This window comes from Pseudomonas sp. GL_103, assembly GCF_057835175.1.
This window is the reverse complement of sequence record NZ_CM174420.1, coordinates 1261354-1285512: the sequence shown is the minus strand read 5'-3', so window position 1 is coordinate 1285512 and position 24159 is coordinate 1261354. Positions and strand designations below refer to the sequence as shown.

General features: G+C 60.0%; 21 protein-coding genes. 15 read left to right on the top strand and 6 right to left on the bottom strand.

Annotation, left to right across the window (positions count from 1 at the left end):
- Positions 1-159: 159 nt before the first annotated feature.
- Together tsf and rpsB are read right to left on the bottom strand one after the other, a co-directional pair.
- Entirely contained in the window at positions 160-1023 is an 864-nt protein-coding gene (tsf, locus tag AC3IP0_RS05695) for a translation elongation factor Ts (protein WP_477755108.1), read from the bottom strand.
- A 189-nt stretch (positions 1024-1212) separates the two neighbouring features.
- The gene (rpsB, locus tag AC3IP0_RS05690; protein WP_008052780.1) at positions 1213-1950 is read right to left on the bottom strand and encodes a 30S ribosomal protein S2; all 738 of its coding nucleotides are present in this window, start codon (positions 1948-1950) and stop codon (positions 1213-1215) included.
- A gap of 371 nt (positions 1951-2321) precedes the next feature.
- Between rpsB and map the strand changes: the two genes are divergently transcribed.
- From map to AC3IP0_RS05655, 7 genes are all read left to right on the top strand, one after another.
- Positions 2322-3104, top strand: a complete 783-nt coding sequence (map, locus tag AC3IP0_RS05685) for a type I methionyl aminopeptidase (RefSeq protein ID WP_489318589.1) — start codon at positions 2322-2324, stop codon at positions 3102-3104.
- 41 nt (positions 3105-3145) lie between these two features.
- On the top strand, positions 3146-5848 hold the full coding sequence (locus AC3IP0_RS05680) for a [protein-PII] uridylyltransferase (RefSeq protein ID WP_489326846.1): 2703 nt from the start codon (positions 3146-3148) through the stop codon (positions 5846-5848).
- 121 nt (positions 5849-5969) lie between these two features.
- On the top strand, positions 5970-7166 hold the full coding sequence (dapC, locus tag AC3IP0_RS05675) for a succinyldiaminopimelate transaminase (protein WP_489326845.1): 1197 nt from the start codon (positions 5970-5972) through the stop codon (positions 7164-7166).
- 463 nt (positions 7167-7629) lie between these two features.
- The gene (locus AC3IP0_RS05670; protein WP_236709756.1) at positions 7630-7938 is read left to right on the top strand and encodes an arsenate reductase; all 309 of its coding nucleotides are present in this window, start codon (positions 7630-7632) and stop codon (positions 7936-7938) included.
- 32 nt (positions 7939-7970) lie between these two features.
- A complete protein-coding gene (dapD, locus tag AC3IP0_RS05665) occupies positions 7971-9005 on the top strand; it encodes a 2,3,4,5-tetrahydropyridine-2,6-dicarboxylate N-succinyltransferase (RefSeq protein ID WP_489326844.1) in 1035 nt (344 codons plus the stop codon).
- Positions 9006-9133: 128 nt separating this feature from the next.
- Positions 9134-10339, top strand: coding sequence for an aminotransferase class V-fold PLP-dependent enzyme (locus AC3IP0_RS05660; protein WP_489326842.1), 1206 nt, complete (start codon positions 9134-9136; stop codon positions 10337-10339).
- The gene (locus AC3IP0_RS05655) at positions 10336-10743 is read left to right on the top strand and encodes a SufE family protein (protein WP_489318585.1); all 408 of its coding nucleotides are present in this window, start codon (positions 10336-10338) and stop codon (positions 10741-10743) included. Before AC3IP0_RS05660 ends, AC3IP0_RS05655 begins: the two co-directional genes overlap by 4 nt.
- A gap of 93 nt (positions 10744-10836) precedes the next feature.
- Here the strand turns inward: AC3IP0_RS05655 and tcdA are convergent, their stop codons facing one another.
- The gene (tcdA, locus tag AC3IP0_RS05650; protein ID WP_477806627.1) at positions 10837-11655 is read right to left on the bottom strand and encodes a tRNA cyclic N6-threonylcarbamoyladenosine(37) synthase TcdA; all 819 of its coding nucleotides are present in this window, start codon (positions 11653-11655) and stop codon (positions 10837-10839) included.
- Positions 11656-11919: 264 nt separating this feature from the next.
- Here tcdA and AC3IP0_RS05645 point away from each other — a divergent pair, with 264 nt between their 5' ends.
- The 4 genes from AC3IP0_RS05645 to AC3IP0_RS05630 all read left to right on the top strand — a co-directional run bounded on the left by AC3IP0_RS05645 (position 11920) and on the right by AC3IP0_RS05630 (position 17180).
- Positions 11920-14511: a glycosyltransferase gene (locus AC3IP0_RS05645; RefSeq protein WP_489318583.1), complete on the top strand. Its 2592-nt coding sequence runs from the start codon at positions 11920-11922 to the stop codon at positions 14509-14511.
- 255 nt (positions 14512-14766) lie between these two features.
- Complete coding sequence (dapE, locus tag AC3IP0_RS05640) at positions 14767-15918, top strand: succinyl-diaminopimelate desuccinylase (RefSeq protein ID WP_489318582.1); 1152 nt, start codon at positions 14767-14769, stop codon at positions 15916-15918.
- Positions 15918-16727: a putative RNA methyltransferase gene (locus AC3IP0_RS05635; RefSeq protein WP_489318581.1), complete on the top strand. Its 810-nt coding sequence runs from the start codon at positions 15918-15920 to the stop codon at positions 16725-16727. The genes dapE and AC3IP0_RS05635 overlap by 1 nt, the downstream gene beginning before the upstream one ends.
- 75 nt (positions 16728-16802) lie before the next feature.
- On the top strand, positions 16803-17180 hold the full coding sequence (locus tag AC3IP0_RS05630; protein WP_489326841.1) for a hypothetical protein: 378 nt from the start codon (positions 16803-16805) through the stop codon (positions 17178-17180).
- Positions 17181-17272: 92 nt separating this feature from the next.
- Here the strand turns inward: AC3IP0_RS05630 and AC3IP0_RS05625 are convergent, their stop codons facing one another.
- Positions 17273-17482 carry a cold shock domain-containing protein gene (locus AC3IP0_RS05625; RefSeq protein ID WP_007954750.1) on the bottom strand — a complete coding sequence of 70 codons (210 nt, stop codon included), beginning with the start codon at positions 17480-17482 and terminating at the stop codon, positions 17273-17275.
- Positions 17483-17718: 236 nt separating this feature from the next.
- On the opposite strand from AC3IP0_RS05625, the gene plsB reads away from it, so the two are divergent.
- From plsB to AC3IP0_RS05605, 4 genes are all read left to right on the top strand, one after another.
- On the top strand, positions 17719-20217 hold the full coding sequence (gene plsB, locus AC3IP0_RS05620; RefSeq protein ID WP_489318579.1) for a glycerol-3-phosphate 1-O-acyltransferase PlsB: 2499 nt from the start codon (positions 17719-17721) through the stop codon (positions 20215-20217).
- Positions 20218-20362: 145 nt separating this feature from the next.
- Positions 20363-20746, top strand: a complete 384-nt coding sequence (locus AC3IP0_RS05615; RefSeq protein WP_489318578.1) for a YbaY family lipoprotein — start codon at positions 20363-20365, stop codon at positions 20744-20746.
- A gap of 88 nt (positions 20747-20834) precedes the next feature.
- Positions 20835-21233 carry a YbaY family lipoprotein gene (locus tag AC3IP0_RS05610; protein WP_489318577.1) on the top strand — a complete coding sequence of 133 codons (399 nt, stop codon included), beginning with the start codon at positions 20835-20837 and terminating at the stop codon, positions 21231-21233.
- Between the two features lie 27 nt (positions 21234-21260).
- Positions 21261-21950, top strand: coding sequence for a DUF4197 domain-containing protein (locus AC3IP0_RS05605; RefSeq protein WP_489318576.1), 690 nt, complete (start codon positions 21261-21263; stop codon positions 21948-21950).
- 45 nt (positions 21951-21995) lie between these two features.
- Here the strand turns inward: AC3IP0_RS05605 and AC3IP0_RS05600 are convergent, their stop codons facing one another.
- Complete coding sequence (locus AC3IP0_RS05600; RefSeq protein WP_489326840.1) at positions 21996-23342, bottom strand: Fic family protein; 1347 nt, start codon at positions 23340-23342, stop codon at positions 21996-21998.
- A 149-nt stretch (positions 23343-23491) separates the two neighbouring features.
- Positions 23492-23773: a DUF6124 family protein gene (locus AC3IP0_RS05595; RefSeq protein WP_223458798.1), complete on the bottom strand. Its 282-nt coding sequence runs from the start codon at positions 23771-23773 to the stop codon at positions 23492-23494.
- Positions 23774-24159 lie beyond the last annotated feature (386 nt).

Here is a 24159-nt window from a genome sequence, read left to right as displayed (position 1 = left end):
AGCTGGCGCTCACTCTAGCTTGGCGCTGCTTCAGCGCCATCGGAACATGGCTTTGTAAGCCAGTTCCAAAAGGAAACCAATTAAAAATTGGTGCCCCATCTGAAAAGAGGCTGCGCGCGTGAGCGGGCAGCCTCTTCTGGGCGACAGTCAAAAACCGTCTTATTGCTTGGCGGCAGCCAGCTGGGCAGCAACTTCTTCTGCGAAGTTGTCCACTGGCTTCTCGATGCCTTCGCCTACCTTGAAGTAAGTGAAGGAAACGATTTCAGCGCCGGCTTTCTTGGCCAGGGCACCTACGGTGACTTCCGGATTCATGACGAAAGCTTGCTCGACCAGGCTGGCTTCAGCCAGGAACTTGGTGATACGGCCGGCGATCATCTTCTCGACGATTTCAGCTGGCTTGCCTTTCATCTTGTCTTCGTTCAGGGTCAGGAAAACGCCCTTCTCGCGCTCGATGGCTTCTGGCGAAACCTGCGATGGCAGCAGGAACTCAGGGTTGCTTGCCGCCACGTGCATGGCGATCTCTTTGGCCAGCTGAACATCGCCGCCCTTGAGAACAACAGCAACACCGATCTTGTTACCGTGCAGGTAGGTGCCGACAACGTCGCCCTCTACGCGTACCAGGCGACGAATGTTGACGTTCTCGCCTACTTTGGCAACCAGTGCTTCACGAGCCGATTCCTGAGCGGCGATCAGCGGAGCTGCGTCGGTCAGTTTTTCGTCGAAGGCTTTTTCTACGCTGGCAGCAACGAAGTTCTTGAAGTCGTCTTGCAGGGCCAGGAAGTCGGTCTGCGAGTTGACTTCCAGCAGCACGGCTACCTTGTCGTCAGCCTTGATGGCGATAGCGCCTTCAGCGGCAACGTTGCCGGCTTTCTTGGCAGCCTTGATGGCGCCCGAAGCACGCATGTCATCAATGGCTTTCTCGATGTCGCCGCCAGCCTTGGTCAAGGCCTTTTTGCAGTCCATCATGCCTTCGCCAGTACGCTCGCGCAGTTCTTTGACCAACGCTGCAGTAATCTCTGCCATTTCAAAATCCTCTTGGATAGGTTTTCAACCATTCCACCCGATCGAACGGGCGATCAATTCTTCCCGAACCACCCTTGTTAGCTGCCGCACGTTACAGATAGAGCAGTGGGCGCCGACAAATGGTTTTCGAGGTGGCAAAAAGGGGGCCAAGCCCCCTTTTTGCTTACTGAGTCAACGCCAAGGCGTCAATTACTCAGCTGCAGCCTGAGTTTCTTCAGCTGCGAACTCTACAGTGCCGCCGGCAACATTGTTGCGACCACGGATAACAGCGTCAGCCATCGAACCCATGTACAGCTGGATAGCGCGGATTGCGTCATCGTTGCCTGGGATGATGTAGTCAACGCCTTCCGGGCTGCTGTTGGTATCGACTACGCCGATAACCGGGATGCCCAGCTTGTTGGCTTCGGTGATCGCGATGCGCTCGTGATCAACGTCGATAACGAACAGAGCGTCTGGCAGACCGCCCATGTCCTTGATACCACCCAAGGAACGATCCAGCTTTTCCAGGTCACGAGTGCGCATCAGCGCTTCTTTCTTGGTCAGCTTGGCGAAAGTACCGTCTTCGGCTTGCACTTCAAGGTCACGCAGACGCTTGATGGAAGCACGGATGGTTTTGAAGTTGGTCAGCATGCCGCCCAACCAGCGGTGATCGACGTACGGCGAACCGCAACGTGCTGCTTCTTCAGCAACGATCTTGCCAGCGGAACGCTTGGTGCCGACGAACAGAATCTTGTTTTTGCCCTGGGCCAGACGCTCTACGAAAGTCAGAGCTTCGTTGAACATTGGCAGGGTTTTTTCAAGGTTGATGATGTGGATCTTGTTACGCGCGCCGAAAATGTACTTGCCCATTTTCGGGTTCCAGTAACGGGTCTGGTGACCGAAGTGCACACCGGCCTTCAGCATATCGCGCATGTTGACTTGGGACATGATAGTTCCTTAATAAGTCGGGTTTGGCCTCCACGTATCCCAATGACCAACCAGCAGCATCAGCTGAAGGCACCCAGGTCATCGTGTCGACACGTGTGTGGATTTAGGCTTTACGGGACATCCCCGGAAAGCGGCGCATTTTATATCACAAGACAGGGCAAAACGGAACCCGGATTCTGAAATCCTGGCGAGCGTTTTGCTCCTTCCCTTGGAATCCGCCAAGAATGCACCATTCTATAGAGAGAAGCGATGCACACAGGCGCAGATTTGCGCTGCTCGTCTGGTAGAATCGCATTTTTCAGGGCCGCGAAGTTCGATCGCGCAACGCCCTTTCCGTTTAGAAAGCGCCGCCTGGCGCAGAGAGAGCCTGTATGACCGTCACCCTCAAAACCCCCGAGGATATCGCCAAAATGCGCATCGCCGGCAAACTGGCCGCCGATGTGCTGGAAATGATTGCCGAATACGTCAAGCCGGGCGTTACCACCGATCAACTGAACCAGATCTGCCACGACTACATCGTCAATGAGCAGAAAGCCATCCCTGCCCCGCTCAACTACAAGGGCTATCCAAAGTCGATCTGCACGTCGATCAACCATGTGGTCTGCCACGGCATCCCGAACGACAAGCCGCTGAAGGATGGCGACACCCTGAACATCGACGTCACCGTCATCAAGGACGGTTACCACGGCGACACCAGCCGCATGTTCCACGTCGGCACCGTGCCGGTCTGGGCCGAGCGCCTGTCCCAGGTGACCCAGGAGTGCATGTACAAGGCGATCGAGATCGTCAAACCCGGCTGCCGCCTGGGCGACATCGGCGAAATCATCCAGAAGCACGCGGAAAAGAACGGTTTCTCGGTGGTTCGCGAATTCTGCGGCCATGGTATCGGCAAGGTGTTCCACGAAGAGCCGCAGATCCTGCACTACGGCCGCGCTGGCACCGGCATGGAACTCAAGGCCGGCATGACCTTCACCATCGAGCCGATGATCAACCAGGGCCGCGCCGACACCAAGGTACTGGGCGACGGCTGGACCGCGATCACCAAGGACCGCAAGCTCTCGGCACAGTGGGAACACACCCTGCTGGTGACCGAAACCGGTTACGAGATCTTCACCCTGCGCGGCGATGACACCATCCCTCGCGTTTCGGCCTGATCCCGCCACCGAACCTCGCCTATAGAAAGGAAAGCCAATCGATGCCGCAGGTGGATCCCGAACTCTTCGACCGCGGCCAGTTCCAGGCTGAACTGGCCCTGAAGGCAAGCCCGATCGCGGCCTTCAAGAAGGCGATCCGCCAGGCCCGCGGGGTGCTCGACACGCGCTTTCGCGATGGCCGGGACATTCGCCGGCTGATCGAGGATCGCGCCTGGTTCGTCGATAACATCCTGCAAAAGGCCTGGGAGCAGTTCAGCTGGAGCGAGGACGCCGACATCGCGCTGGTCGCGGTCGGTGGCTACGGCCGTGGCGAATTGCACCCTTATTCCGATATCGACTTGCTGATCCTGCTGGACAGCGCCGACCACGAAGTTTTCCGCGATTCCATCGAGCGTTTTCTGACGCTGTTGTGGGACATCGGCCTGGAGGTCGGTCAGAGCGTTCGTTCGGTCGACGAGTGCGCCGTCGAGGCCCGCGCCGACCTGACGGTCGTCACCAACCTGATGGAAAGCCGCACCATCGCCGGCCCCGAGCATCTGCGCCAGCGCATGCTGGACGTCACCAACACCGGACACATGTGGCCGAGCAAGGACTTCTTTTTGGCCAAGCGTGCCGAACAAAAGGCTCGCCACCACAAGTACAACGACACCGAATACAACCTGGAACCCAACGTCAAAGGCTCACCCGGCGGCCTGCGGGATATCCAGACGATTCTGTGGGTGGCCCGTCGCGAGTACGGCACCCTGAACCTGCGGGCACTGGCCGGGGAAGGATTCCTGGTCGAGAGCGAAAACGCCTTGCTCGCCTCCTCCCAGGAGTTCCTGTGGAAGGTTCGTTATGCCCTGCACATGCTGGCTGGCCGCTCCGAAGACCGCCTGCTGTTCGATCATCAGCGCACCATTGCCGGGCTGCTGGGCTTCAAGGGCGACGACGCCAAGCAAGCCATCGAAAACTTCATGCAGCAGTATTATCGGGTGGTGATGAGCATCGCCCAGCTCAGCGACCTGATCATCCAGCACTTCGAGGAAGTCATCCTCGCACCGGAAGACGAATCACCACCGCAGCCGATCAACTCGCGATTCCAGCTGCATGACGGCTACATCGAGGCACGCAACGACAACGTTTTCCGCCGCACCCCGTTCGCCATGCTCGAAATCTTCGTGCTGATGGCCCAGCAGCCGGAAATCAAGGGCGTGCGCGCCGACACCATCCGTCTGCTGCGGGAAAACCGTCATTTGATCGATGATGATTTCCGCAACGACATCCGTAACACCAGCCTGTTCATCGAGCTGTTCAAGTGCAAGATCGGTATTCACCGCAATCTGCGCAGGATGAACCGCTACGGCATTCTCGGGCGTTATCTGCCGGAGTTCGGCTTTATCGTCGGGCAAATGCAGCACGATTTGTTTCACATCTATACGGTCGATGCGCACACCCTGAATCTGATCAAACACCTGCGCAAATTGCAGTACACCCAGGTGTCGGAAAAATTCCCGCTGGCCAGCAAACTCATGGGCAAGTTACCCAAACCCGAGTTGATCTACCTGGCCGGTCTGTACCATGACATCGGCAAGGGCCGGCATGGCGATCATTCGGATATCGGCGCCGTTGACGCCGAGGCGTTCTGCCAGCGCCATCAGCTCCCCGTGTGGGACAGCCGCCTGATCGTGTGGCTGGTGCAAAACCACCTGGTGATGTCGACCACCGCCCAGCGCAAGGACTTGTCCGACCCGCAGGTGATCCATGATTTCGCCCAGATCGTCGGTGACGAAACCCGCCTCGACTACCTGTATGTGCTGACCGTCGCCGACATCAACGCCACCAACCCGACCCTGTGGAACTCCTGGCGCGCCAGCCTGCTGCGCCAGCTCTACACCGAGACCAAGCGCGCCCTGCGTCGCGGCCTGGAGAACCCGGTGGATCGCGAAGAGCAGATCCGCCAGACCCAGAGCGCCGCCCTGGATATCCTGGTGCGCGGCGGCACCGACCCGGACGACGTCGAGCAGTTGTGGGCGCAGTTGGGTGATGACTATTTCCTGCGTCACACCGCCGGTGACGTGGCCTGGCACAGTGACGCGATCCTCCAGCAACCGGCCGACGGCGGGCCACTGGTGCTGATCAAGGAAACCACCCAGCGCGAGTTCGAAGGCGGCACGCAGATCTTCATTTATGCGCCGGACCAGCACGACTTCTTTGCCGTGACCGTGGCCGCGATGGACCAGCTCAACCTGAACATTCACGACGCCCGGGTCATCACCTCCAGCAGCCAGTTCACCCTCGACACCTATATCGTGCTCGACACCGACGGCGACTCGATTGGCGACAACCCGGCGCGGGTCAAACAGATCCGCGAGGGCCTGACCGAAGCCCTGCGCAACCCGGACGACTACCCGACCATCATCCAGCGCCGGGTACCGCGCCAGCTCAAGCATTTCGCCTTTGCACCACAGGTGACGATCCACAACGACGCCCAGCGCCCGGTGACGGTGCTGGAACTCACGGCGCCCGACCGCCCGGGCCTGCTGGCGCGGATTGGCACGATCTTCCTGGAGTTCGATCTGTCGTTGCAGAACGCCAAGATCGCCACCCTCGGCGAGCGCGTGGAAGACGTGTTCTTCATCACCGACGCCCACAACCAGCCATTGTCCGACCCGCTGCTGTGCAGCCGCCTGCAGGATGCGATCGTCGAACAACTGAGCGTCAACCAGGAACCTGATATCAAACTGTCGCGCATCAGCATCTGAATCAACACATTTCCCCTGTGGGAGCGAGCCTGCTCGCGAAAGTGGTGTGTCAGTCACTACACACCTCACTGCGATACCGCTTTCGCGAGCAAGCTCGCTCCCATATTGAACGAGGCACCCGATGAACAACGCTCTGTCCCAGCTCCAGCCCTACCCGTTCGAGAAACTCCGCGCCCTGCTCGGCAGCGTGACGCCCAACCCGGACAAGCGCCCGATCGCGCTGTCCATCGGCGAGCCAAAACACCGCTCGCCAAGCTTTGTCGCCGAGGCCCTGGCCAGCAATCTGGAAAAAATGGCTGTGTACCCGACCACACTCGGTATCCCGGAGCTGCGTGAAGCCATCGCGGCATGGTGCGAGCGGCGCTTCGATGTCCCCAAGGGCTGGATTGATCCGGCGCGCAACGTGCTGCCGGTCAACGGTACCCGCGAGGCGCTGTTCGCCTTCACCCAGACCGTGGTCAACCGTGGCGATGACGCACTGGTGGTCAGCCCGAACCCGTTCTACCAGATCTACGAAGGCGCGGCGTTCCTCGCCGGGGCCAAGCCGCATTACCTGCCATGCCTGGACGAAAACGGCTTCAACCCGGATTTCGACGCCGTATCGCCGGACATCTGGAAACGCTGCCAGATCCTGTTCCTGTGCTCGCCAGGCAACCCGACCGGTGCCTTGATCCCCGTCGAAACCCTGAAAAAACTGATCGCCCTGGCCGACGAACATGATTTCGTGATCGCCGCGGACGAGTGCTACAGCGAACTGTACTTCGACGAACAAACCCCGCCGCCAGGCCTGCTCAGCGCCTGCGCGGAACTGGGCCGCAAAGACTTCAAGCGTTGCGTGGTGTTCCACAGTTTGTCCAAGCGCTCCAACCTGCCGGGCTTGCGTTCAGGTTTTGTCGCGGGCGATGCCGACATCCTCAAAGGCTTCCTGCTTTACCGCACCTACCACGGCTGCGCGATGCCGGTTCAAACCCAACTGGCCAGCGTTGCCGCGTGGAATGACGAAGTGCACGTACGCGCCAACCGGGCGCTGTATCGCGAGAAGTTCGATGCGGTACTGGAAATCCTCAGCCCGGTCATGGACGTACAGCGGCCGGATGGCAGCTTCTACCTGTGGCCGAATGTCGCCGGTGACGACGCTACGTTCTGCCGCGACCTGTTCGAGCAGGAGCATGTGACCGTGGTACCGGGCTCTTACCTGTCGCGGGATGTCGACGGCGTCAACCCTGGGGCGGGACGTGTGCGCATGGCACTGGTTGCGCCGCTGGCGGAATGTGTCGAGGCTGCCGAACGTATTCGTGCGTTCATCCAGCGCCGGTAAGCGCCAGGTTTACTTCACCTGGCCAAGCTTGGCCTCGCTCAGATCCAGCTCCCCCAACACCTCACGCAACACGTCATCACCAATCTGGTGATGGCGGCTGAGGCTATACAACTCCAGGCGCTGCGTCCGCAGGCGCCTTCAAACGTGACAGCAGAATCACCCCGTCCGCGATGAAGATCAGCAAATCATCCTTGGTAAACGCGCCGGCTCCTGGAAGTGCCATATTTGCCGCTTAGACTGCCCGTTGACGGTTGGACCTATGTCGTACCCGGACCGCGTCAACCCCTGTGGGAGCGAGCTTGACGCCATCGCGAGCAAGCTCGCTCCCACAGGTTTTGCGTTTTAACTCAATGCCCATGGCATAATCCGTCACCTTTATATTTACGGCACCTGCAAAGGGGGCAATTCCTTGACCGTTTCAAGCAAAACGTTGCACCTTTTCGGCATCAAAGCCTGCGACACCATGAAAAAGGCGCGCACCTGGCTCGATGAACACGCTGTCAGCTATGACTTTCATGATTACAAGGCGGTCGGTATCGACCGTGAACACCTGACCCAATGGTGCAGCGAGCACGGCTGGGAAGTGGTGTTGAACCGTGCAGGCACGACCTTTCGCAAGCTCGACGACGAACGCAAAGCCGATCTCGACCAGACGAAGGCCATCGAACTGATGCTCGCACAACCCTCGATGATCAAGCGCCCGGTGCTCGATCTCGGTGACCGAACCCTGATTGGCTTCAAGCCAGATATCTACGCGGCCGCGCTCAAGTAAGCAGCCCGTTCAATTTTGTTAGAGGTATACACATGTCCACTACCCTGTTCAGCCTGGCCTTCGGCGTCGGCACTCAAAACCGTCAAGGCGCATGGCTGGAAGTGTTCTACGCCGCCCCGGTACTCAAGCCATCGGCTGAAATCCTCGCCGCTATCGCACCGATCCTGGGCTACACCGAAGGCAATCAGGCCATCGCGTTCAGCACCGCCCAGGCCTCGCAACTGGCAGAAGCGCTGAAAAGCGTCGACGCTGCCCAGGCTGCCCTGCTGACCCGCCTGGCCGAGAGCCACAAGCCGCTGGTTGCCACCTTGCTGGCTGAAGACGCCCAACTGTCGTCCACCCCTGAGGCCTACCTCAAGCTGCACCTGCTTAGCCATCGCCTGGTCAAGCCACACGGCCTGAACCTGGCAGGGATCTTCCCGTTGCTGCCAAACGTGGCCTGGACCAGCCAGGGCGCGGTCGACCTGAGCGAGCTGGCCGAACTGCAACTCGAAGCCCGCCTGCGCGGCGAGCTGCTGGAAGTGTTCTCGGTGGACAAGTTCCCGAAAATGACCGACTACGTGGTTCCGGCCGGCGTGCGTATCGCTGACGCTGCGCGTCTGCGCCTGGGCGCTTACGTGGGCGAAGGCACCACCGTGATGCACGAAGGCTTCATCAACTTCAACGCCGGCACCGAAGGCCCGGGCATGATCGAAGGCCGCGTATCCGCTGGCGTATTTGTCGGCAAGGGTTCGGACCTGGGCGGCGGTTGCTCGACCATGGGCACCCTGTCGGGCGGCGGCAACATCGTGATCAAGGTCGGCGAAGGCTGCCTGATCGGCGCCAACGCCGGTATCGGTATCCCGTTGGGCGACCGCAACACCGTCGAGTCGGGCCTGTACGTGACCGCCGGTACCAAAGTCGCGCTGCTGGACGAGAACAATCAGCTGGTTAAAGTCGTGAAGGCCCGTGAACTGGCTGGCCAAACCGACCTGCTGTTCCGTCGCAATTCGGAGACCGGTGCCGTGGAATGCAAAACCCACAAATCGGCGATCGAACTGAACGAAGCGCTGCACGCTCACAACTAAGTGCCGCAGGCACCTGTGGGAGCGAGCTTGCTCGCGATGCTTTTTGGCGGCCTTACGGACGCCATCGCGAGCAAGCTCGCTCCCACAAGGTCCGGTGTACATCCGCCCAAGTTCACAGGGCTGAACACATGATGATTCTCTCTCCCTGGCGTGCCGATTTTCCGGCCATCGCCGCCCTGCAACGGCAAGACCAGACCTATCTGGACAACGCCGCCACCACACAAAAACCTCAAGCCCTGCTCGATGCCCTGGCGCACTACTACGCCAACGGCGCGGCCAACGTGCATCGGGCGCAGCATTTGCCCGGCGCCCACGCCACCCAGGCGTTCGAGGACAGCCGTCGCAAAGTCGCGCAATGGCTCAATGCCGGCGATTGCGGGCAGATCATCTTTACCCACGGCGCGACGTCCGCGCTGAATCTCCTGGCCTATGGCCTGGAACATCTTTTCAATCCGGGCGACGAGATTGTCATCAGCGCCCTGGAGCATCACGCCAACCTGCTGCCCTGGCAGCAACTGGCGCACCGTCGCGACCTGAAACTGGTGATCCTGCCGCTGGATGCCGACGGCGTGATCGACCTTGAAGCAGCCGCCGGTTTGATCGGCCCGCGCACACGTCTGTTGGCCGTCAGCCAGTTGTCCAACGTGATTGGCGCATGGCAGCCGCTGCCTGAATTGCTGGCACTGGCCAATGCGCACAATGCCCTGACCGTGATCGACGGCGCCCAGGGCGTGGTCCATGGCCGCCACGACGTGCAAGCGCTGGGCTGCGATTTTTATGTGTTCTCCAGCCACAAGCTCTACGGCCCCGATGGCCTGGGCGTGCTGTTCGGGCGCAATACGGCGCTGCAACAACTGCGCCCCTGGCAGTTCGGCGGCGAAATGGTGCTCGATGCCAATTATCACGACGCACGCTTTCGCCCGGCACCGCTGGGTTTCGAGGCCGGGACGCCGCCGATTGCCAGTGTGATCGGCCTTGGGGCGACCCTGGATTACCTCGCCGGGCTCGATCAGGACGCCGTGTCCGCCCATGAAGCGGCACTGCATGCCTGCCTGCTCAAGGGCCTTGAGGCGCGCAACGGCATTCGCCTGCTGGGCAAGCCACAAGTGGCGCTGGCCAGTTTTACCGTCGAGGGTGTGCATAACTCCGATCTCGCGCACTTGCTGACCGAACAAGGGATCGCGGTGCGTGCTGGCCATCACTGCGCCATGCCGCTGCTCAAACGCTTTGAACTGGCCGGAGCGATTCGGGTGTCGTTGGCGCTGTACAACGACTCCGAAGACCTGGAGCGGTTCTTTGAAGCCCTGGATCAGGCGCTGGAGCTATTGCGATGAACATGCCTGCCGATGCCGTGACGGCACTGGACACCTTTCAGAAAGCGGCCGGCTGGGAACAACGCGCACGCCTGTTGATGCAATGGGGTGAGCGTCTGCCGGCCTTGAGTGATGCACAGATGTGCGATGCCAACCGGGTGCATGGCTGTGAAAGCCAGGTGTGGCTGGTGGGCGAATTGCGCGATGACCATTGGCAATTCAGCGCCAACAGTGATGCACGGTTGATTCGCGGGTTGGTGGCGTTGCTGCTGGCGCGGGTCAACGGCTTGTCGGCGGCCGAGTTGCAGCAGGTGGATTTGCCAGACTGGTTCAATCAGCTTGGGCTGGGGCGGCAGTTGTCCGAGTCCCGCAGTAATGGCTTGAATGCGGTGCTTCAGCGGATGCGGAGCCTAAGCGACGCGTAGGAGCTGCCGAAGGCTGCGATCTTTTGATCTTGCTTTTAAAAAACAAAATCAAAAGATCGCAGCCTTCGGCAGCTCCTACAGGGGGCATCGCCATTAAATTTTAGGTTTGACCCGCTCCGCCGGCCGCCGCACACCCGCGACAATCTTGTCCACAGCCTTGGTCGCCGCGACCATGCCAAACGTCGCCGTCACCATCATCACTGCGCCAAACCCGCCGGCACAGTCGAGCTTCACCCCATCACCGACAAAACTCTTCTGCAGGCAAATACTGCCGTCCGGTTTCGGATAGCGCAGTTGCTCGGTGGAAAACACGCACGGCACGCTGTAATGGCGGGTCACGGTGCGTGAGAAGCCGTAGTCGCGGCGCAGCGTGGAGCGCACTTTCGACGCCAACGGATCGTTGAACGTGCGATTGAGGTCGCAGACCTGGATCAACGTCGGGTCAATCTGCCCGCCCGCGCCGCCGGTGGTGATGATCTGGATCTTGCGCCGCTTGCACCAGGCGATCAGCGCGGCCTTGGCGTTGACGCTGTCGATGCAGTCGATCACGCAGTCGATGTTCGGCGTGATGTACTCGGCCATGGTGTCGCGGGTAACGAAGTCAGGCACCGCATGCACCGTGCAGTCCGGGTTGATCCCGCGCAGACGCTCGGCCATCACCTCGACCTTGGGCTTGCCGACGGTACTGTCCAGCGCGTGCAACTGGCGGTTGGCGTTGCTGACGCAGACGTCGTCGAGGTCGAACAGCGAAATCTCGCCCACGCCACAACGGGCCATGGCTTCCGCCGCCCAGGAACCAACACCACCGACGCCGACGATCGCCACATGGGCCGCGCGCAGGCGTTCAAGGCCTTCGATGCCATACAAACGGGCGATGCCAGCAAACCGCGGATCTTCTGTACTCATGACCATTACCCCAAAAACCGGCGCGCATTATAGGGCCGTCGGCGCCCAAGAGCATAATTGCGCTATGAACGGGCAACATCCACGAAAACTACATCGAACAAAGATTCGACCTACACGCTCTAACGAAAGAACTTAAACCGACTTGGATTGCCCAATGTCCGGCAATTCCCTGTCCGCTGTACGACCAGAGAATGCCCGGTGTAGGATGCGCGCCCCTTGGCGACCGCCAACCGTTCCTTCGTTCCACAGTCTTTGGAACCCGAAATAACTATGTCATCGCGTAAATTTGGACTCAACCTGGTCGTGGTGCTCGCCATCGCAGCCTTGTTTACCGGCTTCTGGGCGCTGATCAACCGCCCGGTCACCGCCCCCAACTGGCCTGAACAGATCTCCGGCTTCTCGTACTCGCCATTCCAGCAGGGCCAGTTCCCGCAGAAGGACCAGTACCCGACCGACGATCAAATGCGCCGCGACCTGGAGATCATGAGCAAGCTGACGGACAACATCCGCATCTACTCGGTCGATGGCACGCTGCAAAACATCCCGAAGCTGGCGGAAGAGTTCGGCTTGCGCGTGACCCTCGGGATCTGGATCAGCCCGGACCAGGAACGCAACGAACGGGAAATCACCCGCGCCATTGAAATCGCCAACTCCTCGCGCAGCGTGGTTCGCGTGGTGGTCGGCAACGAGGCGATTTACCGCAAGGAAATCACCGCCCAGGAACTCAGCGTCATGCTCGATCGCGTGCGCGCTGCCGTGAAAGTGCCGGTGACCACGTCCGAACAGTGGCACGTGTGGGAAGAACACCCGGAACTGGCCAAGCACGTCGACCTGATCGCCGCGCACATCCTGCCTTACTGGGAGTTCGTCCCGATGGACAAGGCCGGGCAGTTCGTCCTCGACCGCGCCCGCGACCTGAAAAAGCTGTTCCCGAAAAAACCACTGCTACTGTCCGAGGTGGGCTGGCCGAGCAACGGCCGCATGCGCGGTGGCGCCGATGCCTCCCCGGCGGACCAGGCGATCTACCTGCGAACCCTGGTCAACAAGCTCAACCGCCAGGGCTTCAACTACTTCGTGATCGAAGCGTTTGACCAGCCGTGGAAAGCCAGCGACGAAGGTTCCGTCGGCGCCTATTGGGGCGTGTTCAACGCCGCGCGCCAGCAGAAGTTCAACTTCGAAGGCCCGGTGGTGGCGATTCCGCAATGGCGCGTGCTGGCCATTGGTTCGGTGGTATTGGCCCTGTTGTCGCTGACCCTGCTGATGATCGACGGCTCGGCCCTGCGCCAGCGTGGCCGTACCTTCCTGACCTTCATTGCGTTCCTGTGTGGTTCGGTGCTGGTGTGGATCGGTTACGACTACAGCCAGCAATACAGCACCTGGTTCAGCCTGACAGTGGGCTTCTTGCTCGCTCTCGGTGCGCTCGGGGTGTTTATCGTGCTGCTGACAGAAGCCCATGAACTGGCCGAAGCGGTGTGGGTGCACAAGCGCCGGCGCGAGTTCCTGCCGGTGGAAGGCGACTCCAGCTACCGCCCGAAAGTGTCGATTCACGTGCCCTGCTACAACGAGCCGCCGGAGATGGTCAAACAGACCCTCAACGCCCTGGCCAACCTCGACTATCCGGACTTCGAAGTCCTGATCATCGACAACAACACCAAGGACCCGGCGGTCTGGGAACCGGTACGCGATTATTGCGAAACCCTCGGCCCGCGCTTCAAGTTCTTCCACGTGGCACCGCTGGCCGGTTTCAAGGGTGGTGCGCTGAACTACCTGATTCCGCACACCGCCAAGGATGCCGAAGTCATTGCCGTGATCGACTCGGACTACTGCGTCGACCGCAACTGGCTCAAGCACATGGTGCCGCACTTCGCCGACCCGAAAATCGCCGTGGTGCAGTCGCCGCAGGATTACCGCGACCAGAACGAAAGCACCTTCAAGAAGCTCTGCTACGCGGAATACAAGGGCTTCTTCCACATCGGCATGGTCACCCGCAACGACCGTGACGCGATCATCCAGCACGGCACCATGACCATGACCCGCCGCTCGGTGCTCGAAGAACTGGGCTGGGCCGACTGGTGCATCTGTGAAGACGCCGAACTGGGCCTGCGGGTATTCGAGAAAGGCCTGTCGGCGGCGTATTACCACACCAGCTACGGCAAGGGCCTGATGCCCGATACCTTTATCGACTTCAAGAAACAGCGTTTCCGCTGGGCCTACGGAGCGATTCAGATCATCAAGCGCCACACCGCCAGCCTGCTGCGCGGCAAGGACACCGAGCTGACCCGGGGCCAGCGTTACCACTTCCTCGCGGGCTGGTTGCCGTGGGTGGCGGACGGCATGAACATTTTCTTTACCGTCGGCGCACTGTTGTGGTCGGCGGCGATGATCATCGTGCCGCAACGGGTCGATCCGCCGCTGCTGATCTTCGCAATCCCGCCGCTGGCGCTGTTCGTGTTCAAGGTCGCCAAGATCATCTTCCTCTACCGCCGAGCGGTTGGAGTGAATTTGAAGGATGCCTTCTGCGCGGCGCTGGCCGGTCTGGCGTTGTCCCACACCATCGCCAAAGCGGTGCTGTACGGCTTCTTCACCAGCAGCATTCCGTTCTTCCGTACGCCGAAGAATGCCGACAACCACGGCTTCTGGGTGGCGATTTCCGAAGCCCGTGAAGAGATGTTCATCATGCTGCTATTGTGGGGTGCGGCGCTGGGGATCTTCCTGGTGCAGGGCCTGCCGAGCAACGACATGCGTTTCTGGGTGACCATGTTGCTGGTGCAGTCGTTGCCGTACCTGGCGGCGCTGATCATGGCGTTCCTGTCGTCGCTGCCGAAACCGACCGCCGAGCCTGAAACGGCACCTGTCGTCTAAATCTGCGCGGATGCACTAAACGGCGGCCAATGGTCGCCGTTTTGCTTTAAGATAAGCGCCATTTTGCGGGGCTTGGCGTGATATAGGTCTTACTGACCACACACAATTCCTGTGGGAGCGGGCTTGCTCGCGAATGGGTTGTAACAGTCGGGGAGTATGTTGACTGACACACCGCATTCGCGAGCAAGTCGAAGCGTCGAACCGCCGCTCCCACATTAAAGCCCATGCCCAATTTCAAGTTTTCCGGAGTTTCCCATGACGGCCCACGCCGACCTTTCGCCGACCCTCCAACTCGCCATCGACCTGATCCGCCGTCCGTCCGTGACGCCGATCGACGCCGATTGCCAGAAGCAGATGATGCAGCGCCTGGGCGATGCCGGTTTCACCCTGGAACCGATGCGCATCGAGGATGTGGATAACTTCTGGGCCACCCACGGCCAGGACGACGGTCCGGTGCTGTGCTTCGCCGGCCACACTGACGTGGTCCCGACCGGCCCGGTAACGGCCTGGCAGATCGAACCGTTCAACGCGCTGATCGACGAACACGGCATGCTCTGCGGCCGCGGCGCCGCCGACATGAAAGGCAGCCTCGCCGCCATGACCGTCGCCTCCGAGCGTTTTGTCACCGACTACCCGAATCACAAGGGCAAGGTCGCCTTCCTGATCACCAGCGACGAAGAAGGCCCGGCGCACCACGGCACCAAGGCCGTGGTTGAACGTCTGGCCGCGCGCAAGGAACGTCTGGACTGGTGCATCGTCGGCGAACCGTCGAGTACCACCCTGGTGGGTGACGTGGTCAAGAACGGCCGTCGCGGCTCCCTCGGCGCCAAGCTGACCGTGCACGGTGTGCAAGGCCACGTGGCCTACCCGCACCTGGCGAAGAACCCGATCCACCTCGCTGCCCCGGCCCTGGCCGAACTGGCTGCCGAGCACTGGGACCACGGCAACGATTTCTTCCCACCGACCAGTTTCCAGATCTCCAACGTCAACTCCGGCACCGGCGCGACCAACGTGATCCCGGGTGACCTGGTGGCGGTGTTCAACTTCCGCTTCTCCACCGAATCGACGGTCGAAGGCCTGCAAAAGCGCGTCGCCGACATCCTCGACAAGCATGGCCTGGACTGGCACATCGACTGGGCGCTGTCCGGCCTGCCGTTCCTCACCGAACCGGGCGCGCTGCTCGACGCGGTGTCGGCGAGCATCAAGGACATCACCGGTCGCGAAACAAAAGCGTCCACCAGCGGTGGCACCTCCGATGGCCGCTTCATCGCGACCATGGGCACCCAAGTGGTTGAGCTGGGCCCTGTCAACGCGACCATCCACCAGGTCAACGAACGCGTGCTGGCCGCCGATCTCGACGTGCTAACCGAGATCTACTACCAGACCCTGATCAAGTTGCTCGCCTGATGCTTGCGTGCCCGATCTGCAGTGAGCCGCTCAATGCGGTGGACAACGGCGTGGCCTGCCCCGCCGGGCATCGTTTCGACCGTGCGCGCCAGGGTTACTTGAACCTGTTGCCGGTGCAGCACAAAAACAGCCGCGACCCTGGGGATAACCAGGCAATGGTCGAAGCCCGCCGCGACTTCCTGAACGCCGGGCATTACGCCCCGGTGGCCAAGCGTCTGGCGCAGCTGGCGGCCAGTTATGCACCGCAGCACTGGCTGGACATCGGTTGTGGTGAGGGTTACTACACCGCGCAAATCGCCGAGGCACTGCCGGATGCCGAAGGTTATGCCCTGGACATCTCCCGCGAAGCGGTCAAACGCGCCTGCAAACGCAACCCGCAGCTCACCTGGTTGATCGCCAGCATGGCGCGGGTGCCGTTGGCTTCCGGCAGTTGCCAGTTCCTGGCCAGTGTCTTCAGCCCGCTGGATTGGGAAGAAGCCAAGCGCCTGCTCAGCCCCGGTGGCGGCCTGATGAAAGTCGGACCGACCAGCGGCCACCTGATGGAACTGCGCGAGCGGCTGTATGACGAAGTCCGCGAGTACATTGACGACAAGCATCTGGACCTGGTGCCGGAAGGCATGACACTGGCGCACAGCGAGACGCTAACGTTCAAGCTGACGCTGGACAAGCCGCAGGACCGCGCCAACCTGCTGGCGATGACGCCCCACGGCTGGCGTGCCAGTGCCGAGCGTCGTGCGGCGGTGATCGAGCAGCCCGAGCCGTTCGAGACCACCGTGTCAATGCGCTACGATTATTTCGTTCTTCAATAACTTTTGGTTCCGGGCAATCGCCCGAGACCGGCTAAATCCGCGAATGGATTTTTCAGACACGCAGTGAGGACATCCATGCGCCAACCCGATATCGAGATTTACCTGAAAGACGCCGACGTCGACCACAAGGCCATTTCCGCCTGGCTCGGTGCGGCATTGGGCCCGTGCACCGACTGGGTCCAGAAAGGCCAGACCTACAAGTGCAAGGCCGGCAACGTGCCAGTGACCTGGCTGCCAAAAGCCGTCGGCAAGTGGAACAGCCTGTACCTGGAAAGCGACCAGACCCCATGGGACGACGACATCGCCTGCGCCCGCGTCGCGTTTGTCGCGCTGAACGTGGAAGTGCGTTGCGCGCCGGGCACCTGGGTCGAGGAAGAAGGTGAAGAGACCGCCGATCGCTGGATTCGCATCAGCGTCGATGGTGAAGAAGAAATCACCTGGAAAACCGCTTAGAAAGCAAAAGATCGCAGCCTTCGGCAGCTCCTACAGGGTTTTGCATACACCTGTAGGAGCTGCCGAAGGCTGCGATCTTTTGATCTTAAAGGTTACAGACCTACAACATCCTCAGCCTGCAAGCCCTTCTGCCCTTCGACCACCGCATATTCAACCTGCTGGCCTTCAGTCAGCGAACGGTGCCCTTCACCGCGAATCGCGCGGTAGTGCACGAACACATCCACCCCGTCCTCGCGCTGAATGAAGCCGTAGCCCTTGGCGTCGTTGAACCACTTCACATTGCCGGTTTCGCGTGTTGCCATTTGTTCATACTCCCTTTTTATTATTGGTCGGGCTTTTCGCAGGAAAGCCTCGGGAACGTCAGCCTGCGCATACCGGTCCCATGAGGGCAACGGCGACAGAGCGCCGAGTATATGACAGACGTTAAAACTCTCAACAGGAGTTTACTTACGCGCTTTTTTGCCGATTTTCGACGAATCCGGCACACTATCGGCCTCCCAAGCAATTGCTTGGTTTTATTCACTCACGCAGAAGCCGTATGACCCGCTCCCCGTTCCGCCGTCTTGTGTTTGGCACCCTGCGCCGACTGTTGTATCTCTGGGTTCGCTCGGAGACGATCAACCAATCGTCGTTCACCCTCAACCTCGACCGCAGTCGTCCGGTGTTCTACGTCCTGCAAAACCCTTCGCTGACCGACCTCGCCGTGGTCGACACAGAGTGCAGCAAGGCCGGCCTGCCACGCCCGGTGCTGCCGGTGTCGGTGGGCAACCTGCTGGAACCTGCCGCGTTCTTCTACCTGACTCCCGATCCTGACTGGCTCGGCCGCCAGGACAAGCGCGGCGCGCCGCCGACACTGACCCGCCTGGTCAGCGCCCTGAGCCAGAACGCCGCCGAAGATGCGCAGATCATTCCGGTCAGCGTTTTCTGGGGCCAGTCGCCGGACAGCGAAAACAGCCCATGGAAACTCCTGTTCGCCGACAGCTGGGCCGTTACCGGGCGCCTGCGTCGCTTGCTGAGCGTCATCGTGCTGGGGCGCAAGACCCGCGTGCAGTTCTCCGCGCCGATCCACCTGCGCGAACTGATCGAACACAACAAGGGCCACGAACGCACCGTGCGCATGGCCCAGCGCATCCTGCGGGTGCACTTTCGTAACCTGAAGGCCGCGGTGATCGGCCCGGACATTTCCCACCGCCGCAACCTGGTCAAAGGCCTGCTCAACCAGCCACAGGTCAAACAAGCGATTCTCGACGAAGCCGAACGCGAGAACATCTCGCCGGAGAAGGCCAAAGCTCAAGCGCTGCGCTACGGCAACGAAATCACCTCGGACTACACCTACACTGCGATCCGTTTTATGGAAGTGGTGCTGAGCTGGTTCTGGAACAAAATCTACGACGGGATCAAGGTCAACCATATCGAAGGCGTGCAGAAGGTCGCCCAGGGTCACGAAGTGATCTACGTGCCGTGCCACCGCAGCCACATCGACTATCTGCTGCTGTCCTATCTACTGTTCCGCAACGGCCTGACCCCGCCGCACATTGCCGCGGGCATCAACCTGAACATGCCGGTGATCGGCGGCCTGCTGCGTCGAGGCGGTGCGTTCTTCATGCGCCGAACGTTCAAGGGCAACCCGCTCTACACCTCGGTGTTCAACGAATACCTGCACACCCTGTTCACCAAGGGCTTCCCGGTGGAGTACTTCGTCGAAGGCGGCCGTTCGCGCACCGGACGCATGCTGCAACCGAAGACCGGGATGCTGGCGATTACCCTGCGCAGCTTCCTGCGTTCGTCGCGCATGCCCATCGTCTTCGTGCCGGTGTACATCGGCTACGAGCGCGTGCTGGAAGGCCGGACCTACCTCGGCGAACTGCGCGGTGCGGCCAAGAAGAAAGAGTCGATCTTCGATATTTTCAAAGTCATCGGCGCGCTCAAACAGCGCTTCGGCCAGGTGGCGGTGAACTTCGGCGAGCCGATCAAACTGGCGGAATTCCTCGACGGCGAACAGCCGGACTGGCGCCAACAGGAACTCGGCCCGCAGTTCAGACCCGCCTGGCTCAACGAAACCACCAACCGCCTCGGCGAGAAAGTCGCCCGGCATCTGAACGAAGCGGCGGCGATCAATCCGGTAAACCTCGTCGCGCTGGCACTGCTGTCCACCACCCGACTGGCGCTGGATGACCGGGCCATGGCGCGGGTGCTGGACCTGTACCTGGCGCTGCTGCGCAAGGTCCCGTATTCGCCGCACACCACCTTGCCGGAAGGCGATGGCCGGGCGCTGATCGAGCACGTGAAGGACATGGACCTGCTCTCGGAGCAGAGCGATGCGTTGGGCAAGATCCTGTATCTGGACGAGCAGAATGCGGTCCTGATGACTTACTACCGCAACAACGTGCTGCACATCTTCGCACTGCCGGCGTTGCTGGCGAGCTTCTTCCAGAGCGCCTCGCGCATGAGCCGCGAACAGATCCTGCGCTACACCCGCGCGCTGTACCCGTACCTGCAAGCAGAGCTGTTCATTCGCTGGTCACTGGACGAACTGGATGCGGTGATCGATCAATGGCTGGAAGCCTTCGTCGAACAAGGCCTGCTGCGTTTCGAGAATGACCTGTACCTGCGTCCGGCGCCAAGCTCGCGGCATTTCGTGCTGTTGACCTTGCTGTCGAAAAGCATCGCCCAGACCTTGCAGCGCTTCTACATGACCGTGTCCCTGTTGCTCAACAGTGGCCAGAACAGCATCAGCGCCGAAGAACTGGAGGACCTGTGCACGGTCATGGCCCAGCGCCTGTCGATCCTGCATGGCCTGAACGCCCCGGAATTCTTCGACAAGAGCCTGTTCCGCCACTTCATCCAGACGATGCTCGACCTCGACGTGTTCAAGCGCGATGAAGCGGGCAAGCTGAGCTATCACGAACTGCTCGGTGAACTGGCCGAAGGCGCGGCCAAACGGGTATTGCCGGCGGAGATTCGTTTATCGATCCGGCAGGTGGCGCTGCATCGCAGTGAAGATGCGGCGGATCAGGTGCCGTCGATCGCGCCCTGAATCTCTTGGCGACGATGAAACGGAACACAGATGCTCAAGGATTTTCGTCGTTGATTTGAAGATTTCGCCTACAAGGGTTTGGCGGGGTCAACGCCTATGCTTGGCCCTCGTCATCTTCGACGAATCACTGGATAAGGAAATCAAAATGAGCAGCGAACTGGCAAAGACTATCAGCGGCAAAGTGTACTGCCCGCAAGAGATCGAGTTGGGGCCTTACTCAACGGTAAGCGTCGAACTGCTGGATGTCAGCCTGGCTGACGCACCAGCCCAAATCGCCGTGCACGTGAAGCCCAACGCAGACGTTGCAGGGTTGGACTTCACTCTGAAGTATAAGGCATCCGATGTCTTGCCCGGTCATAGTTATGCTATCAGCGCACGAATCGCCGACGGTATCGAAGTGCTGTACATGACTATTGAAAACCATCCGGTGTTGCTGGATGGCAGCTGCGTGCAACCACAGGAAGTACGGGTCGATCGTGTCTGCGTAATGCCATTTCCGAAATCGACAACTTCGTTACCCACCGATTAACAGGGTGTTGAGCGATATTGCTGGAAAAATCCGTTAAATTGTCGTTGGCGCCGGTCTTCTTCAGGCGCCAATGACAAGGATCCGCCTCATGAAAAAACTCTCTCTCCTCGGGCTTACGGTTTTGCTCGGCGCCTGCCAATCCATGCAACCTGCCCCGAAAGCCAGCCTCGACGGCGAAGTCTTCTACCTGCAACGCAGCGCCCTGCCGCCCACCGCCACCCTGAGCGTGAGCTTGCAGGACGTGTCTCTGACCGACGCACCCGCCATTGTCCTCGACGAACAGAAAGATCAGGTCAAAGGCCAGGTGCCACTGCCATTTCATCTGAGTTACGATCCGGCGCAGGTCAAACCAGGCCATCGCTACTCGGTCAGCGCGCGCATCGAAGTCGACGGCAAGCTGATGTTCATCACCACCGAAAACCATGCCGTGCAGCTTGATGGCAAGGACCCGCAACCGCTGAAAATCCGCGTCGACGCCGTTCGCTAATTCTCTTTTTTGAACAAGGAAGCTGCCATGCTCCGCCCTACCCTCCGCTTTGCCGGCCTGTGCGCAGGCTTGATGATCTGTGCCAACGCCCTGGCGCTGTCCCTCACCGACCTGTCGCAGAAAGACGCCACCGGCGGACTCAAGGACGCACTGACCCAAGGCGCGCAACTGGCCGTCAAACAACTCGGCACCCCGGGTGGCTTCAGCAACGACCCGGACGTGAAAATCGAACTGCCAGGCAAGCTGGGCAAGGTCGCAAGCAAGATGAAACAATTCGGCATGGGTGACCAGGTCGATGAACTGGAAGCCAGCATGAACAAAGCGGCGGAAACCGCCGTGACCCAGGCCCAGCCCATCCTCGTCGATGCCGTGAAGAAAATGACCGTGGAAGACGCCAAGGGCATCCTCAGCGGCGGCAACGACTCGGCCACCCAATACCTGAGCAAGACCAGCCGCGAACAGATCCGCGCCAAGTTCCTGCCGATCGTCAAGCAAGCCACCGACAAGGTTGGCCTGGCCCAGCAGTACAACTCGTTCGCCGGGCAAGCAGCGACAATGGGCGTAGTGGATGCGAAGAATGCCAACGTCGAAAACTACGTCACCGAGCAGGCGTTGAATGGCTTGTTCGAGATGATCGGCAAACAGGAAGAAACCATCCGCCAGAACCCGGCGGCTGCGGCGACCAGTTTGGCGAAGAAGGTGTTTGGTACGCTCTGAGCCGCGACACAAAACCTGTGGGAGCAGGCTTGCTCCCACAAAGGTTCAGGCCGCTGATACGGGCCTTAGGAAGAACACCCACTCCCGCCCCATCTTGCGTTTCTCGAACAGCTTCAACGCGACCAGCCCATTTAGCGTGGCCGACGCCGTGTTGTAGGAACAACCCAGATTCTCCTTCACGTTGACCGCCGTGAACTCCTTGGCCATTCCGCTCCTGGCCACTTGAAACAACGCACGTTGTTTCTCGGTGAGCTGATCGAGAAAACCACTTTCACGCAACCAGCAATCAAATTGCTGCGCATCTTCCAGACTTTTCCGATACGCCTCGGTAAAACTGCCCACAGCCCGCAACACCACCGAACACTGGAAATCGATGAAGTACGTCAGATCCAGGTCATCCGCCTCGGTATTCAAATACGACCGTCCGTACTTCAACGGCGCATTGCGCAACAAAACACTGATGGCGATGTAGCGAAACGCCGAGTAGTCATTTTTGAACATGAACCAGTAAAACAACGCGCGCGCTACCCGACCGTTGCCGTCGCGAAAAGGATGCTCGTAACCCAGGACAAAATGCAGCGCGATGGCTTTGATCAATGGATGAAGGTAGTTCGCTTGATGAGGGTTGTTGTGGGGTTGGTTGATCCACTTCGTCAGTACCTGCAAACGTGACACGAGCCCTGTTGCAGGCGGTGGCGAATGCACGGTGTTGCCCTCGCCATCCTGGACGACGACGTCATCGTTGGTCCTGTACGCTCCAGGCGAGTACTGCGAATCGTCGATCCCCTCGACGCCAACCCGATGCATGGCTGCAATCAGCTCAACGCTCAGTGGCTCGTAACGTTGCTCCCAGGCGAAGTTCATCATCTTGAAGTTACCGATGACCATTCGCTCATCCGGCGTGCGCGGCGAGCGATGACGTTTAAGCATGTCCTTGGCCTCCCGCGTCGTGGTGGCCGCACCTTCGAGCTGGCTGCTGCTGATGGCCTCGTCTTCGATCAGATCATTGAGCAAATAGCTGAAATGAGCGCGCTCGCCAATCTGGCCAGTCATGTATTCCAGCACCGCGGTTGTCGCCTGACGATCCACTACGGAAATGGCTTTTTGCGCCTGCGGCGTCAGCATGAATTTCAGCCAGCACGCCGGTTCACCCAATGGCAAAAGGTTCGAATACTGTGCAGTCCGCGCTTTCTTGACCAAGGCCCAGCACAGGTTCGAATCCAGCCCAGGCGCCCAGCGGTAGCGCAATGAATCGAACGGCAGGTAACGCCCCTGATCGTCCAGGGGCTTGAGCAAGGCGAGGTATTGCGAAAGGCGTTCCTTGTGGGGCGATCGCAACAGCCGATCAAACACCGGATCGGACCGGCCCCTCAATGTGGGTGGGTTTTTCATGGTGCTGTCTCAAACGTGCGTAAAACCGGGCTCCGAGTACAACACCTGAGCTTTTTAGCCTCAATATCAGACGGGGCCGAGATCAATGCAGGAACAATGAAGGCCCGCTGGTTGGTACAGGTTCAGCGGGCTTTTTCCTTTTGCTATTGCTATTGCTGCGGATCCAGCTGATCGAGGACGCGATTCACCGAAAGCTGCGCCAGGACAATCATCTGCTGAATGCCGAGTGCCAGATTGCAGGTTGGCCCGCTCAAGATGGACGACAATTCAGTTGCCATCACATTCGCTGAAGCAAGGGTTTCATAGGCATGGACAAGGAGGGTTTCGGAATTGACGCCTGGGCGGATGGTGAAAATTGGGCAGGGGCGGTATGAAGTTCTCGTTTGCTTTTCGGATTCGGAGGCAGAGTAATCAGGACTGTCATTGATCATTGCGAAGCTCCCAAAGTAGGCGCCTAACGACTATTCGCGGGCTTGCAGTCCCGGCCGCTGAATTGGCAGCGACGGGTAAAGGCTAGAGATCGTGCTTCCGACGGGCAAGCTGAAAGTCTTGTGGGAATGGTCTGAATGGTTGGCTTGGGCGAAAAACATTGTTGACTGTTGGGCAGCCATCGCGAGCAAGCTCGCTCCCACAATTGAGTCGGGTGCATCTGTGAGGGATTGGTTGGCTGCCAGGCCGCCTTCGCAGGCAAGTCGGATCGCCGCACCGCCGCTCCCACAATTTGACCGAGTACATTCGGTAGAAATGGGTCGGCTGACAGGCCGCCTTCGCGAGCAAGCCCGCTCCCACAGAAGAGCAAAGCAGATCGGCGTACACC

Bases quoted from the DNA above. Each gene is read 5' to 3' on its own strand.
- tsf (WP_477755108.1), bottom strand. From the start codon at position 1,023: ATGGCAGAGATTACTGCAGCGTTGGTCAAAGAACTGCGCGAGCGTACT.
- rpsB (WP_008052780.1), bottom strand. From the start codon at position 1,950: ATGTCCCAAGTCAACATGCGCGATATGCTGAAGGCCGGTGTGCACTTC.
- map (WP_489318589.1), top strand. From the start codon at position 2,322: ATGACCGTCACCCTCAAAACCCCCGAGGATATCGCCAAAATGCGCATC.
- AC3IP0_RS05680 (WP_489326846.1), top strand. From the start codon at position 3,146: ATGCCGCAGGTGGATCCCGAACTCTTCGACCGCGGCCAGTTCCAGGCT.
- dapC (WP_489326845.1), top strand. From the start codon at position 5,970: ATGAACAACGCTCTGTCCCAGCTCCAGCCCTACCCGTTCGAGAAACTC.
- AC3IP0_RS05670 (WP_236709756.1), top strand. From the start codon at position 7,630: ATGAAAAAGGCGCGCACCTGGCTCGATGAACACGCTGTCAGCTATGAC.
- dapD (WP_489326844.1), top strand. From the start codon at position 7,971: ATGTCCACTACCCTGTTCAGCCTGGCCTTCGGCGTCGGCACTCAAAAC.
- AC3IP0_RS05660 (WP_489326842.1), top strand. From the start codon at position 9,134: ATGATGATTCTCTCTCCCTGGCGTGCCGATTTTCCGGCCATCGCCGCC.
- AC3IP0_RS05655 (WP_489318585.1), top strand. From the start codon at position 10,336: ATGAACATGCCTGCCGATGCCGTGACGGCACTGGACACCTTTCAGAAA.
- tcdA (WP_477806627.1), bottom strand. From the start codon at position 11,655: ATGGTCATGAGTACAGAAGATCCGCGGTTTGCTGGCATCGCCCGTTTG.
- AC3IP0_RS05645 (WP_489318583.1), top strand. From the start codon at position 11,920: ATGTCATCGCGTAAATTTGGACTCAACCTGGTCGTGGTGCTCGCCATC.
- dapE (WP_489318582.1), top strand. From the start codon at position 14,767: ATGACGGCCCACGCCGACCTTTCGCCGACCCTCCAACTCGCCATCGAC.
- AC3IP0_RS05635 (WP_489318581.1), top strand. From the start codon at position 15,918: ATGCTTGCGTGCCCGATCTGCAGTGAGCCGCTCAATGCGGTGGACAAC.
- AC3IP0_RS05630 (WP_489326841.1), top strand. From the start codon at position 16,803: ATGCGCCAACCCGATATCGAGATTTACCTGAAAGACGCCGACGTCGAC.
- AC3IP0_RS05625 (WP_007954750.1), bottom strand. From the start codon at position 17,482: ATGGCAACACGCGAAACCGGCAATGTGAAGTGGTTCAACGACGCCAAG.
- plsB (WP_489318579.1), top strand. From the start codon at position 17,719: ATGACCCGCTCCCCGTTCCGCCGTCTTGTGTTTGGCACCCTGCGCCGA.
- AC3IP0_RS05615 (WP_489318578.1), top strand. From the start codon at position 20,363: ATGAGCAGCGAACTGGCAAAGACTATCAGCGGCAAAGTGTACTGCCCG.
- AC3IP0_RS05610 (WP_489318577.1), top strand. From the start codon at position 20,835: ATGAAAAAACTCTCTCTCCTCGGGCTTACGGTTTTGCTCGGCGCCTGC.
- AC3IP0_RS05605 (WP_489318576.1), top strand. From the start codon at position 21,261: ATGCTCCGCCCTACCCTCCGCTTTGCCGGCCTGTGCGCAGGCTTGATG.
- AC3IP0_RS05600 (WP_489326840.1), bottom strand. From the start codon at position 23,342: ATGAAAAACCCACCCACATTGAGGGGCCGGTCCGATCCGGTGTTTGAT.
- AC3IP0_RS05595 (WP_223458798.1), bottom strand. From the start codon at position 23,773: ATGATCAATGACAGTCCTGATTACTCTGCCTCCGAATCCGAAAAGCAA.